Origin of the sequence: Geobacillus genomosp. 3 (genome assembly GCF_000445995.2) — a bacterium.
GTDB lineage: Bacteria > Bacillota > Bacilli > Bacillales > Anoxybacillaceae > Geobacillus.
This window is the reverse complement of the sequence record NC_022080.4, coordinates 2,363,821-2,379,250: the sequence shown is the minus strand read 5'-3', so window position 1 is coordinate 2,379,250 and position 15,430 is coordinate 2,363,821. Positions and strand designations below refer to the sequence as shown.

The window sequence follows — 15,430 nt, the reverse complement described above, 5'->3', positions numbered from 1 at the left end:
TGCCGGGTGCATAGCGGCGGCAGAAATGGCCACACTACCGGATAGACGAAAAGGGGAGTTTACGATGTCATTATTCGAAAAATTGACTGGCCAAGAACGGGTGAGCCGCGATTTGCTGCTGCTTCTTTGCATCGGTGGGTTTTATGCGCTTGCTGTGTCGCTGTCCAATACGTTTGTCAACATTTATTTATGGAAACAGACCGGCGATTTCCGCGATTTGGCATTGTATAATTTGGCGGTCGTCACGATGCAGCCGCTGACATTTATATTCGCCGGCCGGCTGGCGAAACAGATCGACCGCATTTTGATTTTACGGCTTGGTGTGTCGTGTTTAGCCGTTTTTTTTATCACCGTTTTATTGGTCGGCCCTAGCGCCCATCAATATTTGCTCGTTCTCGGCGCATTGCTCGGTGTTGGCTATGGTTTTTATTGGCTGGCGTTTAACGTGCTGACGTTTGAAATTACAGAGCCGGAAACGCGCGACTTTTTTAACGGCTTTTTCGGGGTGCTCACGTCATCTGCCGGCATGATCGGGCCGATTGCCGCCGGCTATATCATTTCGTCGCTCGCGGGTCTGAAAGGATATACGCTCGTTTTTTCGCTGTCGCTTGGCTTATTTATTATCGCTGTGCTGCTTAGTTTTTTCCTCAAGCGCCGTACAGCAGCGGGAAAATATTTATTTCTCCGCATTTTAAAGGAACGGAATGAAAACCGGAATTGGCGGCTCATTACGAACGCCCACTTTTTTCAAGGATTGCGCGAAGGATCGTTTGTGTTCGTTATTTCGGTGTTGGTGTATGTCACCTCAAAAAGCGAATGGGCGCTCGGCAAGTACGGGCTTGTCAATTCGTTTACATCGTTTGTTGCCTATTACGCTGTTTCCCGGCTGATGAAGCGGGAATACCGGATGAAAGCCATTTTATTGGGCGGCCTTTTGCTGTACGCAGCTATTTTTTTAATTGTGTTTCACCCGTCGTACCCGCGCCTTCTTCTTTATGCCGTCACGATCGCCATTGCCTATCCGATTTTGCTTGTTCCTTACTCATCGTTAACGTTCGATGTGATTGGGAGGAGCTGGAAATCAGCGGAAGCACGTGTTGAGTATATTGTTGTTCGCGAGCTGTTTTTAAACGCCGGGCGGATGGTATCGATTTTCGCTTTTTTAGCGGCATTGACACTTTTCGGGGAAGAGATTGGCATTCGTGTACTCATGTTTGTGTGTGGAGCCGGGCATTTAGTGATTTACTGGTTCGTCCGCCACATTCGCTTCACAGATGGCCGTCCGGAGCGGGATCGGCGGGAGCCGCTCCTATTCCGGCCAAAACTGGCCGGCGAACGGGGCGGCCCGTCGGCATAAAAGGGCTGCTCATGTTTTTCCCTAGCCATGCCCACCTTTTTCTTTTACAATAAGGGAGAGAGAAAGGAGGACCGGGGGATGAAGCGGAAAAAGCGGGCGCAAGTGCCGATCCGTTTAAACATTTTGTTTTTCTTTGTCTTCTTGTTGTTTTCGGCGCTCATTTTGCGCCTTGGGGTCGTGCAAATCGTGTACGGAGAAGATTACCGGCGCGAAGTCGAGCGGACGCAAGATGAGATTGTCAGCACGCCGGTGCCGCGCGGCAAAATTTATGATCGGTCGGGCCGGGTGATCGTCGACAACACACCGCAAAAGGCGATTACGTATACGCGTTCCAAAACGACGCAGCCGGAAGAAATATTGGAAGTGGCCAGAAAGCTCGCCCGATATATCGATATTCCGGATGCAGAAGAAAAAGTGACGGAACGCGATATGAAAGATTATTGGATTTTGACTCGTCCGGATGAGGCGAAAAAAAAGGTGAGCGAACGGGAAAAAAAGCGGTTGGCCGACCAAGGATTGACGCAAAAAGAGATTGACAAAAAAGTGTACGAATGGACGCTTGACCGCATCACAGAGGAAGACTTGGCACAAATCTCCAAGCGGGAGATTGAAGTCATTGCCATTAAGCATGAAATGGAGAGCGGCTATGCGCTGACGCCGCAGACGGTCAAAAGCAAAGGAGTGACCGACCGTGAATATGCGGTCGTCAGCGAACATTTAAGCGAACTTCCCGGGGTCAACACGACCGTTGACTGGGACCGGAAGTACGTTTATGACAACACGTTCCGCTCCGTGCTCGGCAGTGTGACCGATGAAGATGAAGGTGTCCCGCGTGAGCGGCTCGACTACTTTTTGGCTCGCGACTACAGCCGCAACGACCGCGTCGGCAAAAGCTATTTGGAGATGCAGTATGAGGAAGTGCTGCACGGCAAAAAGGCGAAGATCAAAAACGTTGTTGACAAGTCAGGCCATGTCGTGGCGGTTGAGGAAGTGTATCCGGGTGAGCGCGGCAAAGACCTTGTGCTGACGATCGATGCCGAACTGCAACAAAAGGTCGAGCAAATCATCCAGCAAGAAATTTTGGCGACAAAGCGCAAAGGCCGTTCGCCGCTCTTGGACCGGGCGTTTGTCGTCATGATGAATCCGAAAACGGGCGAAGTGTTGGCGATGGCCGGCAAACTGCTTCGCGATGGCGAGTTTGTCGACTTTGCGATCGGCAACATTACGTCCGCTTATGCGATGGGGTCGGCGGTGAAAGGGGCGACCATCCTCACCGGTTTTCAAACGGGAGTGCTCCATCCAAATACGTATATCAAGGACGAGCCGTTGTATATCAAAGGGACTCCGGTGAAAAAATCGTGGAAAACGATGGGGACGATCAATGAACTGACGGCGTTGAAACAGTCGTCGAACGTGTACATGTTTAAAACCGCCATTGCCATTGGCGGCGGCACATACCGCCCGCGTGAGCCGCTCAACATCAATCCGGCGGCGTTTGCAACGATGCGCCACTATTTCAGCCAATTCGGCTTGGGCGTCAAAACGGGCATTGACTTGCCGAATGAACTCGGCGGCTTCCAAGGGCAAAGCACGCGCGGCGGATTTTTGCTTGACTTGGCGATCGGCCAGTACGACATGTATACGCCGATGCAGCTGGCGCAATACGTCTCGACGATCGCCAACGGCGGCTACCGGATGAAGCCGCAGCTCGTCAAAGAAATTCGCGAGCCGTCCATTGACGGAAAAGAGCCTGGCCGGGTCGTCAAACGGTTCGAACCGGTCGTCTTAAACCGCGTCGATATGAAGACGGAATACATTGAGCGCGTGCAGGAAGGATTCCGCCGCGTCATGCAAGAGCCGGGCGGGACGGCGTATGCGTATTTCGCCGGCGCCCCGTACAAGCCAGCCGGAAAAACGGGCACGGCTGAAGCGTTTTACGACGGGCCGATCAAAAGCCGGCGCAATGACCCGACCTACAATTTGACGCTTGTCGGGTATGCGCCGTACAACGATCCGCAAGTGTCGTTTGCCGTTGTGGTGCCGTGGGCAACGCAAGGGGACAGCGACGGCATTAACAACCGGATCGGCCGCCGTATTTTGGACGCCTATTTTGAATTGAAGGCGAAGCGAATGGCCGAAGAGCCTGTTCAACCGTCAGCCGACGGTACTGAAGCAACAGAACAATCTTGATGAACTGAAGCTGATTTGATAGAGGAAGCCTCTTCTATCGAATCAGCTTTTTTATTTTTCAAAGACGGGAAACGTCATTGATGCAAAAGGAGGGACGGATGCTGAGAGTGAAAACAGTCAGGCTGGAGTTTACACAATCTTAACATTCCGTTTAAACCTTATTAACAGCGTCCATTTATGATAGGACATGTAAGAGAAAACGAAACGGTCGGGGGGAAAAGAGATGAGCAAATGGAAACGACTGATGTTGTCGGGTATACTTGGCGGAACGATGATGATCGTTGCCGCCTGTGGTGGAGGAAATGGAGCGCAGGAAAATGAGGCGGACGGTGGGTCCGCAGCGAAAGAACTGTCGGGCGAAGTGATCATGGACGGTTCCTCGACGGTTTTTCCGATTGCGGAAGCGGCCGCTGAAGAATATATGATGGAACAGCCAAACGTCAAAGTCTCTGTCGGTGTTTCTGGAACGGGCGGCGGATTTGAAAAGTTCACGAAGGGGGAAACCGATTTTTCCAACGCCTCTCGTCCAATCAAAGAGGAAGAAAAACAGGCAGCTGCTGACAACGGTATTGAGTTCCAAGAGTTTCAGCTTGCCTATGACGGTCTTTCTGTCATTGTCAATAAAGAAAACGACTGGGTCGACTATTTGACGGTTGACGAGTTGAAAAAAATGTGGACGGAAGATGGCACCGTGAAAAAATGGTCGGATATCCGCCCGGAATGGCCGGATGAGGAAATCAAGTTCTTCTCACCAGGCCATGACTCTGGAACGTTTGACTACTTTGATGAAGTCATTTTGGAAGGGAAAGAGATCGTGAAAACGGCTCAGCTGTCAGAGGATGACAACATCCTCGTCCGCGGAGTGGAAGGCGACAAATATGCGATCGGCTATTTCGGCTATGCGTACTATCTTGAAAATAAAGATAAGCTGAAAGTCGTACCGATTGATGGCGGCAACGGTCCAGTCGAGCCGACAAACGAGACGATTGAAACCGGGAAGTACACTCCGCTTTCGCGGCCGCTGTTTACGTATGTGAACGTCAAATCGTTGAAAGAAAAACCGCAAGTGTATGACTATATGGAGTTTTTGCTTGAAACGGCCGGAGATTTGGCGGAAGAAGTTGGTTACGTCCGCTTGCCGGAGGATAAATACAAAGAACAATTGGAAACATTGGCTGGATTGAAATAAGCTTGCCTAGGCCGACGGTTCGCTTTGCCTGTCGGCCTATACGTGTGACAGGAGTCGGAGGATGACGGAAAGGGGTTTGCATGATGAGCATTCCGAAGAAGGAGCAACTGCTTTCGGTTCGGAAGATGATTGAAGAAAACCAAAAACGGCAGCGTTGGCCGAAAAGGATGGAAAAGCTTGCACCGAAACTCCTTTTTGTATTGGCGGCGCTCTCGGTGCTCGTGACACTCGGGATTTTATTCACCCTTCTTTTTGAAACGATCGAATTTTTCCGCCGTGTGTCGATCATCGAATTTGTGACGAGCAAAGAATGGCTTCCTTGGAACGAGGAACAAGGATCGTTCGGAGTCGCCCCGCTTGTCACCGGCACGTTGTTGACGACGGGGATCGCGATGTTGATCGCGGTGCCGATCGGACTTGCTTCAGCGATTTACTTAAGCGAGTACGCATCGGAGCGGACACGTCGCATCATTAAGCCGGCATTGGAAGTGTTGGCCGGCATTCCGACGATCGTGTACGGATTTTTTGCGTTGACGATCGTGACGCCGTTATTGCAAAACGTCATTCCGGATCTCGATATTTTTAATGCGCTCAGCCCGGGGCTCGTGATGGGGGTTATGATCATCCCGATGATCGCCTCGCTGTCGGAGGATGCGATGAGCGCGGTCCCGAATTCCATTCGCGAAGGCGCCTTGGCCCTTGGTGCGACAAAGCTCGAAGTGGCGCTTAAGGTCGTGCTTCCTGCCGCCGCTTCCGGGGTGATTGCTTCGTTTATTTTAGGCATTTCCCGGGCGGTCGGTGAAACGATGATCGTCGCGGTGGCCGGCGGATCATCGCCGGAGTTTACGTTTGATGTTACGCAATCGATTCAAACATTGACCGCTTACATCGTTCAGGTGACAACCGGCGACGCCGGCTATGGGACGACGATTTATTACAGCATTTACGCTGTCGGGATGACGCTCTTTATTTTCACGCTGCTGATGAATATATTGGCGCAATACATTTCCCACCGGTTGAGGGAGGAGTATTGAACACCATGGAAAACAAGTTGGACAAACCGCTCGTTTGGAAGCGAATGAAAGGAAGGCTGGCGCAAAACGCCGTCTTGCAAGCCATTTTTTTTGTTGCTACGATTTTTGGACTCATTGTTCTCGCGTTATTATTATCCCGCGTCATCATTCAGGCGATCGGCTGGCTCGATGGCGATTTCTTAAACAGCTTTCCTTCGCGCCGTCCGGAGGAAGCTGGGATTAAATCCGGACTGGTTGGTTCCCTTTGGCTGATGATGATTGTCGCACCGGTTTCCTTTATTTTAGGAGTCGGGACGGCAATTTACTTGGAAGAATATGCGCGCAAAAACCGCTTCACCGCGTTTATCCAAACGAATATTTCCAATTTAGCTGGCGTGCCGTCGATCGTGTTCGGCTTGTTGGGGCTCACGGTTTTTGTCCGTGAGCTTGGGCTCGGACGCAGCATCTTGGCGGCCGGGTTGACGATGAGCTTGCTCGTTCTTCCGGTGATCGTCGTCGCAGCCCAAGAAGCGATCCGTGCAGTTCCCCAGCAATTGAGAGAGGCTTCGTATGCCATGGGGGCGACGAAATGGCAAACGATTTGCCGGGTAGTGCTGCCGGCGGCGCTGCCGGGGATGCTGACGGGGGCCATTTTGGCGCTTTCCCGCGCCATTGGGGAGACAGCCCCGCTTGTGGTGCTCGGCATCCCGACGTTTATCGCCTATTTGCCAAGCAGCGTGCTCGATACGTTTACTGTCATGCCGCTGCAAATTTACAACTGGACAGGACGGCCGCAAGAGGAGTTTCAGCATGTGGCGGCTGCCGGGATTGTCGTCTTGCTCGTCTTTTTAATTTTGATGAATTCGGTCGCGGTATTGATTCGCAACAAGTTTCAAAAGCGATTTTAACGTAAAAATCCGGGAAAGAGCGAAAGGAGACCGATCAGATGATGGCAACAAAGACAAAGGAAACGAAGCTTTCGCCGTTGGTCGAATCGGCTGCGGCAACGCCGACGGCCGAGGACGTTACGGCAAAAGGCGTTGTATACGAGACAAAAGATTTAAACTTATGGTACGGTGAACATCATGCGCTGAAGCACATTCATTTAACGATTTATGAAAATGAGGTGACGGCGATTATCGGGCCGTCAGGGTGCGGAAAATCGACTTATATTAAAACGTTGAACCGAATGGTCGAACTCGTGCCGAATGTTCGCGTTGCCGGCCAGCTCGCCTACCGCGGACGCAACATTTTTGATCCGTCCTACCCGGTTGAACAACTGCGAACACAAGTCGGCATGGTGTTTCAAAAGCCGAATCCGTTCCCGAAGTCGATTTACGACAATATTGCGTACGGTCCCCGCATTCATGGCATCCGCAATAAAAAAGTGCTCGATGATATTGTCGAAAAAAGTTTGCGCGGGGCGGCGCTTTGGGATGAGGTGAAAGACCGGCTTCGCGATCATGCCTACGGTTTATCAGGCGGGCAGCAGCAGCGATTGTGCATCGCCCGCTGTTTGGCGATTGAGCCGGACGTTATTTTAATGGATGAGCCGACGTCGGCGCTCGACCCGATTTCGACGTTGAAAATTGAGGAGCTTATTCAAGAGTTGAAAAAACAATACAGCATCATTATCGTGACCCATAACATGCAGCAGGCGGCCCGCATTTCCGACAAAACGGCGTTTTTCTTGAACGGGGAAGTGATTGAATATGCGGAGACGAACAAGTTGTTTTCCAATCCGGCCGACCGGCGTACAGAAGATTACATTACCGGCCGTTTCGGATAAAAAACAAAGGAGGCAAGCCTGGAATGCGTGAAAAGTTTGCTGATGATTTACGGGCGCTGCACGACAAGCTGATCGAGATGGGGCGGTTAACGGAAGTGGCGCTGCAACAGGCGATTGACGCGTTTCAAACGCAAAACAAACATTTGGCGATGGCCGTCATTGACGGAGACGGTTTCATTGACAAGCTCGAAGAAGAAGTGAACGACTTCGCGTTGTGGCTCATTGCGAAACAGCAGCCGGTCGCGACCGATTTGCGCCGCGTCATCGCCGCAATCAAAATCGCGAGCGATATCGAGCGGATCGCCGATTTTGCCGTTAATATCGCCAAGGCGTGCGTCCGTATCGGCGGCGAGCCGTTTGTCATGGATATCCGTCCGCTAGTATCGATGCATCAATTGGCGGCAGACATGGTATCAGCGGCCATGACGGCGTACGATCAGGAAGATGCGTCGCTGGCTGCAAAAATTGCCGATATGGACCACCGGGTGGATGAGCAGTATGGGGAGATGATGAGATCGTTGCTTGAGATGGAGAAAACAGATAAAGGGGCGCTGGCGCAAATGAACGTGCTTGCCCTTGTCGCCCGGTATATTGAGCGGATGGCGGATCATGCGACCAACATTGCCGAGCATCTCGTTTACCTTGTCAAAGGGAAGCATTACGATTTGAACGACTGACGATCTAAACTAAGGAGGCGTCCTGGTGGATGCCTCCTTTCGTCTCATGATGGGCGGGCAATCAGGCGGCTGATTGCCGCAAAATCCATATCGCTGCGCACGTTGTAAGTACCGGGGCGGATCGAACGCGTCAGCCCATGCTGTTTCAAGTAATCATTGAATGATCGAGCGCTTTGGATGATGCCGGCCGCCTCAAGCTCTTTGGCAAACGCTTCTGGCGTGTCTCCTTTTTCAATGACAAGGCGATACACATAAACGGTTTGCACCGATTGCTTGGACGGTTGTTCGGCCGGTGCTTTCGACTGGGCGTTTAGGAGCTTGTCGTATTCGTCCTTGGCGACGGCGACGAGTCCATGTTGTTCAAGAAACGCCTCGACGTCCGTTTCGGTCGGTGCGGCCGGCGGGGACGTGTAATATGCGGTGCCGATGAGCGACGTCGAAACAAGCAGGCCGAAGGCGAAAGAACGCATCGTCCGCTTTCTCATCGCTGCAATCTCCTTATGGCCCGCTCGACTTCGGGAACGGTCAAGCCGGTTTCTTGCGCGATTTCATCGAGCGGAAACCCTTGTTTATGTAAAAACAAGACGCGCCGATCAGTGGGCGACAATGCTCCGCCGCGGCGGGGTGAAGCCGGCCGTCGGCGCTCGGGGATGAGCAGCTCCTCTTCGATGACTTGCAGTCGCTTTTTCATTTGGTACGTTTCTTGTGCCAACGAAACGGTCAACTGGTCGATTTGTTCTTCGAGCGGTTTTAGTTCGTCTTTGGCAAAAAACGAGATGATGAGCAAAACAATTGATAAGGCTGCCAAAGCGATGATTGCGTATTCTACCATCGTCCATCCCTCCCCCTTTCACTATATCATATCGATCTATGTTTGTGGCCGGTCTTATTGAAAAAGATGAAATTTAGAGGTGGAAATCACCGCGAAAAAATGCTATCATAGAAAGGTCTGATTATATAAAGCACGTTTGGAGGGAAAAAAGATGCGCGTGAACATTACATTGGCATGCACGGAATGTGGCGAACGCAATTACATTTCGTCCAAAAATAAACGCAACAATCCAGAGCGTCTCGAACTGAAAAAATATTGCCCGCGGGACCGCAAAGTTACGTTGCACCGCGAAACGAAGTAAGCAGTAGGAAGGTCATTCCTGCTGCTTTTGTCTTTATGTTGAAGGAGGGAGAACGATGGATGACAAACGGGAACTGCGCCGTCGTATGCTTGATCGTCTTCGACACCTTTCACGTGCTGAAAAGCAGGCATACGACCGGCGAATCGCTGCGTATTTATACGAGTGGCCGCAATGGCAAAAGGCGCAAGTGATCGCCATCACGGTGGCGAGAGAGACAGAAGTGGATACTGTGCCGATCATCGAACAAGCTTGGCGGGAAGGAAAAAAAGTTGGTGTGCCAAAATGCAATCCGCTGACGAAAACGATGACGTTCCGGCAAATTCAGTCGTTCACTCAACTAGAGAAAGCGTATGCCGGACTGCTCGAGCCGATCGAAGAACAAACAGTGGCAATCGGCCGTGATGAGTTTGATCTCATTATCGTTCCGGGGGTATGTTTCACCAAAAACGGCTACCGAATCGGTTATGGGGGCGGGTATTACGACCGATATTTGCCGGGGAGTGCGGCAGTGACGGCGGCACTTGCTTATTCGTTTCAAGTTGTAGACGATATTCCGGTCGAGGAGCATGATGTGCCGGTAGGGTTTATCATTACCGATCAAGGAGTCATTCATTGTGGGCGATGAATGGGGGTATGCTGCTGTTTCGGCCATCGCGGCTGGCGGCGGATGGTTGTCGCGGTCGCTGTCCGCCTCAGGGGCGGCGGCAGCCGTTGTCATCGGCACGCTGGTCGGGTGCGGTTTTTCTTGGGGCGGATTATGGGTGTTCGGACTCTTTTTTGCCAGTTCCAGCGCCTTTAGCAACGTTGGGAAGCGGAAAAAAGCAGCGATGGCGGAAAAATTGGCGAAAAGCGGGGGGCGTGATGCCGTCCAAGTGTTCGCCAACGGCGGGGTGCCGGCCGTTTTGGCGCTGTTGGCGTTGTTTCGCCCTGACCCTGCCTGGCATGCACTTTTCGTTGTCGCTGTCGCCGCAGCGAACGCCGACACGTGGGCGTCGGAAATCGGCTCCTTGAGCCGACGGCCGCCGCGGGCATGGCCGAGTTTCCGGCCGGTGGAAGCTGGCACGTCGGGGGCGGTGACGCTCCTTGGCACGGCCGCTTCCCTTGCCGGGGCGCTATTGATCGCCGCCGCCGGCGCGCACTTCCTTGACGCTGCTCCGGTGTCAGCCCTTGCGCTGTTCGGCTGGCTTGGCAGCTGGTTGGACACATGGCTTGGCGCCGCCTGGCAATCCGTTTACCGCTGTCCGGCATGTGGGGCAGCTACAGAGCGGAAATGGCATTGCGGACGAACGACGATCCATGTAAAAGGATGGCGCTGGCTTGATAACGATGCGGTCAACGCTTTGTCGATCGCCGGTGCGGTGCTTGCCGCTGCGTTCGTGTTGGCACGCTGACCAATCCGCTTCATAATTGGAGAGAAAAAGGGAAAAAGAATAACGAGCATATCATATGATGAAAGGGGAACACCAATGAACAAATGGTCGTACTCGCTATTGGCCATTGCCGCCGGCTGGCTTGCCTACCGTTACCGTTACCGGATGGCCGACTGGGCGTTGCGCGTTCCGCCGCTGCGAAAACAGCTCATCCGGTTTGCGCTCAACATTCCTGCAGTACGCGGCGCTCTCGTTTCGCAAATGTTGCGCACGTGAGGCAACGATGAAACGGTGGGAAGCCGTTTGGTTTGATTTGGATGAGACACTTATTGACTATGAGCGGACGTTTCACGCCGCCATCCGTCATTGTTTTCATCGCTTTTTTTCGGCCGCTCCCGTTTCGTTTTCCGTTTGGTTTCCGATTTTTAAAGAGGCATGTGACCGGTATTGGGACGACTACGAAGCCGGGACGTTGACGCGGCGCGCTTACCGCCGGCTTCGCTTTCTCGATGCGGCGCGCGCTTGCCAAATTGAAGCAGACGAGGAGATGGCCGACCGGTTTCACGCTTATTTTGATGAGGCAGTCAGCCGATTTGCTGTTGCTTTGCCGGGCATAACCGGCTTGCTTTGTCAATTGCGCGCGGCAAACGTGCCGCTAGGTGTTATTACGAACGGCAGCGGCGTCATTCAGCGGCGCAAACTGACCGCCTGCGGCCTTCACGTCTTTTTCCGCAGCGATGCGGTCGTTATTTCCGAAGAAGTCGGATATGAAAAGCCGGCGGCAGCGATTTTTCATTACGCCGGAGACAGGCAGCCATCTAAGCAGCCGGTATATGTTGGCGACTCGTGGAAATTGGATGTAGAGGGCGCGCTTAGCGCTGGTTGGGAGGCTGTATATTTTCGGCCGCGGCAACCGGCTCCCGCTGGTTCGTCTGTCCCTGTTTGCCGGACGGTCGGCGAATTGGCCGCCTTGCTGCTCGGTGGACTTGGTCTCGTCAGGAAAAGGGAGAGGGGAATGTGATCGGAACGATGGATGCATTGTTTTGGCAGCTTGTTCATCTTTTACTCCGCGGCGGTTACCGCATCGCGCGGGTGTCCGAGCGCGGCGATGAAATATGGCTTGAATCGGCCCACTGGCGGCGTCCGACTCTTATCCGTCTGGCGCGTGCCGATTTTGATTGGAGCCGGTCGCTGCGCCTTGATATGGAGTATACGTGGCAATTCATTCGGCAAATGAACGGGCGAAAAATCGGCAACGGGGGGCGGGTCGTCAATGTATATGTGATGGCGTATCCGCCGGTGGATGACTGGGAGTTTCTCATCAACGAACCGCTGCCGCTTTCAGGGACAGGTGATGGTGCGTTCCATACGCTTGTGATTCATAGCGGCAACATAGGCGAGATGCTCCCGCGGCTTGAGGACATGACTGGCGCCACGCTCATTCCGCTGCCGTCCTTGGAAGGATCCGATCCGCTTGCCGCTGCTAGGCGGTTAAAGCACGAGGTGCTAACGGAATGGCGCCGCCAACGGGAGGAAGAACGGCGCATTTTTGAATATGGCAAGCCGGTGTTTACCCGGCTGTTGATCATGGTGCAAGTCGCCATGTTTCTCATTCTCGAATGGAGCGGCGGCAGCACGAACCCGGACGTCTTAATCCGTTATGGCGCTAAGTTTAATCCGCTCATTGAAATGGGAGAGTGGTGGCGCTTTTTGACGCCGATGTTTTTGCATATCGGGTTTTTACATTTGTTGACCAATACATTCGCTTTGTATTATTTGGGGATGACGGTTGAGCGATTGTACGGTTCGTTTCGATTTTTGCTCATTTATACAACAGCCGGCTTTTTTGGGACGTTGGCGAGTTTTTTGTTTACCCCGTCTATCTCCGCCGGGGCGTCCGGCGCCATTTTCGGATTGTTTGGGGCGCTTCTTTATTTCGGCACGGTATATCGGCACTTGTTTTTTCGCACGATCGGCATGAACGTCATCAGCTTAATCGTTGTGAACTTGCTGTTTGGCCTGCTTGTCCCTGGCATCGATAACGCTGGCCATATCGGGGGGCTGGTCGGCGGCTTTTTAGCGGCGGGCGCTGTCCATTTGCCGAAGCGCACCGCCCGGGGGCGGCAGGTCAAGGCGTTGGCTGCTGCCGCGCTGCTGGCCGCCGCCGGTTTATGGTTCGGCTTTCGTTAAGGAACTTGGATGAGCATCACTTTTTCGCCATTTTTCGCCTCGAGCAAGATAAAGATTCGACGATAATCTTTTTGAATTAAAATGAGCGGCATCGTGCTGCCGGCCGGCGGGAGGATGGAACCATCCTCTTTTTTTATGCCGAGAATATACGATTTGTACAGCCCTTCCCATAGGCGGCCGATGATGGTTTGTGTTTTTGCTGTTGACAAGCCGGGCAGCGGCTGTTCTGTATAGGCAACTAATTCTGGCAAGTAAAGGGCGTAATAGTCGTCTTTCGACAAGGAAAAGTAAGCGAGCAATTCGTCCGCTTTATGACGGAGAAATTCGTTGGCCGCCTTGTTTAAGACGCGCTGCCATTCGCGTTCAGCGTCTGTTTTCGGACGCCGGAACGACGTGAACGGATAGTACGGCGAGTCGATGACATACAAGTACGTACTTGACATCGTCTGGCTGCTCGTAATGCTTTCCCCTTTATGCAGTTCACCGTGATGGAACGTAATCGCTTGGAAAAAACGGCTGTCATGCGCCATCACTGTCTTCCCCATTCGGATTACATCTACATCTGTTTCCCATTTGGATAACACATCGACTAACCGGCCGTCGGCAAACAACAGAGAGACGTCTTGGCGCAAATAGGCGGAACGATTTAAAGTGGAGGCGGCTGACCAGCGCAGCGCATAGCGCTCTCGTCCTTTTTTGGCTTTGGGCACAAGCGTCGTGTTTGCTTCGATGAATGCTGCTTCGTGGTCGAGTGGGAAAAATTTGATCGTTTCGACGGTGCGATGGCGCTCCCACCATGAGAAGAGCGAAGCCGCGGCGGCCATGATGGCGGCAAGCAGCGCGGCAATGATCACCCATCTTTTCATGACATCCTCCTGGATTGGACAAGGTTTTCACCAATATATGCATGGAAAGGAACATTTATGTATGAATTTCCTTTCGGTTGTCTATGATGGGGAGTATACAGTGAACGATACGCAGGGGGATGATGATGGACAAACGCGCGCCAAAACAGCCGGCTTCCCGCCGCCTCCACGACAATGCGGCTTACTTGGCTAAACGGCTCGGAGTCGGCAAAAGTTTTGATGTTATTCGCCTTGACCTTGAGTATGGCGGTCGGGCAATGGCGTTGTTTATGATCGATGGATTTGTCAAAGACGATATTTTGCACCATTTAATGAAATATTTATCCCGCCTTGAAGAACATGAGCTCAAAGCTCATCCACTCGAGAAGCTGTTAAAGACGCATCTTCCTTACATTGAAATTGGGCAAACGGACGATCTCGAGGAAGCGGTCGCCGCGGTGCTTGCCGGGCCGACAGCACTCGTTGTGGATGGGATCGAACGAATCATTTTGATCGATGCCCGCACTTACCCAGTGCGCGGACCGCAAGAACCGGATACTGAACGGGTTGTGCGCGGAGCGCGCGATGGCTTTGTCGAGACGTTCGTCTTTAACACCGCGCTCATCCGCCGCCGTGTCCGGGATCCGTCGCTACGCATGGAGTATGTGCAGGTGGCACGGCGTTCAAAAACGGACATTTGCATTTGCTATATCGAGGAAATCGCCGATCCGGAACTCGTCCGCCGTGTCCGTCAGTCGATCGCCGCCATTGATACGGACGGGCTCGTGATGGCGGAAAAAACGGTTGAGGAGTTTATTTCCGGACGGCATTGGAACCCGTACCCGGTCGTCCGCTATACAGAACGCCCTGATACGGCGGCTGCCCATTTGTACGAAGGGCATGTGCTTGTCATTGTGGACGGGTCGCCAAGCGTGATTATTACTCCGGCGACGTTTTGGCATCATCTGCAGCATGCCGAAGAATACCGGAACAAGCCGATCGTTGGAGCGTATTTGCGGCTTGTCCGTTTTTTAGCTGTCTGGGCGTCAGTGTTTTTGCTGCCGCTTTGGTACTTGTTCATGACAGAGCCGGAGCTGCTGCCGGGGCCCCTGCAATTTTTAGGAAAGGCGAAATTAGGCGATATTCCACTCTTTGCCCAACTTTTTATGATTGAGGTTGGGATGGATATGCTGCGGATGGCTGCCATTCATACCCCATCTTCGCTGGCCACTGCGCTTGGTCTCGTCGCCGCGCTTATGATCGGTGGCATTGCGGTGGAAGTCGGTCTTTTTTCCAATGAGGTGATTTTATATTTTTCTGTCGCTGCCATCGGCACGTTTGCAACGCCGAGCTATGAAATGAGTTTGGCAAACAGGCTTGTCCGCATCGCTTTGCTTATCTTATCCGGCTTGTTCGGCCTGTTTGGCTATGTGCTCGGCATTACCGTTTGGATCATCGCCTTGGCCCGGATGTCGTCGTTTGGCATTCCGTATTTATGGCCGTTCATCCCGTTTTCTTACCGGGGGATGCGCGATGTGCTCATCCGTTCGCCGATACCGTTGAAAAACCGGCGGCCGGCCGTTCTTCATCCGCGCGACCCCGACCGCTAACGCAGGTGCTGTTTCCATCAGCGCCTGCGTTTTTTTGCCTTGACGGCCGCCGTTGTTTGCCGCTACA

The 15,430-nt window shown here is 52.8% G+C and carries 17 protein-coding genes; 14 read left to right on the top strand and 3 right to left on the bottom strand.

From position 1 onward, the window contains the following. The first annotated feature begins 64 nt into the window (after window positions 1-64). From M493_RS11840 to phoU, 7 genes are all read left to right on the top strand, one after another. On the top strand, window positions 65-1,357 hold the full coding sequence (locus M493_RS11840; protein ID WP_020960592.1) for an MFS transporter: 1,293 nt from the start codon (window positions 65-67) through the stop codon (window positions 1,355-1,357). Window positions 1,358-1,435: 78 nt separating this feature from the next. Continuing rightward, window positions 1,436-3,547 (top strand): peptidoglycan D,D-transpeptidase FtsI family protein, encoded by a 2,112-nt coding sequence (locus tag M493_RS11835; protein ID WP_020960591.1) that lies wholly within the window; start codon window positions 1,436-1,438, stop codon window positions 3,545-3,547. 223 nt (window positions 3,548-3,770) lie between these two features. Further along, window positions 3,771-4,736 (top strand): PstS family phosphate ABC transporter substrate-binding protein, encoded by a 966-nt coding sequence (locus M493_RS11830; RefSeq protein WP_020960590.1) that lies wholly within the window; start codon window positions 3,771-3,773, stop codon window positions 4,734-4,736. Window positions 4,737-4,819: 83 nt separating this feature from the next. Further along, on the top strand, window positions 4,820-5,770 hold the full coding sequence (gene pstC / locus M493_RS11825; protein WP_020960589.1) for a phosphate ABC transporter permease subunit PstC: 951 nt from the start codon (window positions 4,820-4,822) through the stop codon (window positions 5,768-5,770). A 5-nt stretch (window positions 5,771-5,775) separates the two neighbouring features. Continuing rightward, window positions 5,776-6,657: a phosphate ABC transporter permease PstA gene (gene pstA, locus M493_RS11820; RefSeq protein WP_020960588.1), complete on the top strand. Its 882-nt coding sequence runs from the start codon at window positions 5,776-5,778 to the stop codon at window positions 6,655-6,657. 38 nt (window positions 6,658-6,695) lie between these two features. Further along, window positions 6,696-7,538, top strand: coding sequence for a phosphate ABC transporter ATP-binding protein PstB (gene pstB / locus M493_RS11815; RefSeq protein ID WP_020960587.1), 843 nt, complete (start codon window positions 6,696-6,698; stop codon window positions 7,536-7,538). A 23-nt stretch (window positions 7,539-7,561) separates the two neighbouring features. After that, window positions 7,562-8,215 carry a phosphate signaling complex protein PhoU gene (gene phoU, locus M493_RS11810; RefSeq protein ID WP_020960586.1) on the top strand — a complete coding sequence of 218 codons (654 nt, stop codon included), beginning with the start codon at window positions 7,562-7,564 and terminating at the stop codon, window positions 8,213-8,215. Between the two features lie 44 nt (window positions 8,216-8,259). On the opposite strand, the gene M493_RS11805 is transcribed toward phoU, so the two are convergent. Next, the gene (locus M493_RS11805) at window positions 8,260-8,700 is read right to left on the bottom strand and encodes an endolytic transglycosylase MltG (RefSeq protein WP_020960585.1); all 441 of its coding nucleotides are present in this window, start codon (window positions 8,698-8,700) and stop codon (window positions 8,260-8,262) included. Beyond that, on the bottom strand, window positions 8,697-9,047 hold the full coding sequence (locus tag M493_RS11800) for a sigma factor-like helix-turn-helix DNA-binding protein (protein ID WP_020960584.1): 351 nt from the start codon (window positions 9,045-9,047) through the stop codon (window positions 8,697-8,699). Before M493_RS11800 ends, M493_RS11805 begins: the two co-directional genes overlap by 4 nt. Window positions 9,048-9,198: 151 nt before the next feature. On the opposite strand from M493_RS11800, the gene rpmG reads away from it, so the two are divergent. From rpmG to M493_RS11770, 6 genes are all read left to right on the top strand, one after another. After that, complete coding sequence (rpmG, locus tag M493_RS11795; RefSeq protein WP_008879868.1) at window positions 9,199-9,348, top strand: 50S ribosomal protein L33; 150 nt, start codon at window positions 9,199-9,201, stop codon at window positions 9,346-9,348. A gap of 55 nt (window positions 9,349-9,403) precedes the next feature. Further along, entirely contained in the window at window positions 9,404-9,973 is a 570-nt protein-coding gene (locus M493_RS11790) for a 5-formyltetrahydrofolate cyclo-ligase (protein ID WP_020960583.1), read from the top strand. Next, window positions 9,963-10,739 (top strand): DUF92 domain-containing protein, encoded by a 777-nt coding sequence (locus M493_RS11785; RefSeq protein ID WP_020960582.1) that lies wholly within the window; start codon window positions 9,963-9,965, stop codon window positions 10,737-10,739. The genes M493_RS11790 and M493_RS11785 overlap by 11 nt, the downstream gene beginning before the upstream one ends. A 75-nt stretch (window positions 10,740-10,814) precedes the next feature. Beyond that, complete coding sequence (locus tag M493_RS11780) at window positions 10,815-10,994, top strand: hypothetical protein (protein WP_020960581.1); 180 nt, start codon at window positions 10,815-10,817, stop codon at window positions 10,992-10,994. A 7-nt stretch (window positions 10,995-11,001) separates the two neighbouring features. Further along, window positions 11,002-11,739, top strand: a complete 738-nt coding sequence (locus tag M493_RS11775; RefSeq protein ID WP_020960580.1) for an HAD family hydrolase — start codon at window positions 11,002-11,004, stop codon at window positions 11,737-11,739. Window positions 11,740-11,747: 8 nt separating this feature from the next. Next, window positions 11,748-12,908: a rhomboid family intramembrane serine protease gene (locus M493_RS11770; protein WP_041267965.1), complete on the top strand. Its 1,161-nt coding sequence runs from the start codon at window positions 11,748-11,750 to the stop codon at window positions 12,906-12,908. Here the strand turns inward: M493_RS11770 and M493_RS11765 are convergent. Continuing rightward, a complete protein-coding gene (locus M493_RS11765) occupies window positions 12,905-13,774 on the bottom strand; it encodes a hypothetical protein (protein ID WP_020960578.1) in 870 nt (289 codons plus the stop codon). The two genes, M493_RS11770 and M493_RS11765, sit on opposite strands and share 4 nt — an antisense overlap. Before the next feature lie 125 nt (window positions 13,775-13,899). Between M493_RS11765 and M493_RS11760 the strand changes: the two genes are divergently transcribed. Beyond that, complete coding sequence (locus M493_RS11760) at window positions 13,900-15,363, top strand: spore germination protein (RefSeq protein ID WP_020960577.1); 1,464 nt, start codon at window positions 13,900-13,902, stop codon at window positions 15,361-15,363. The last annotated feature ends 67 nt before the right edge of the window (window positions 15,364-15,430 follow it).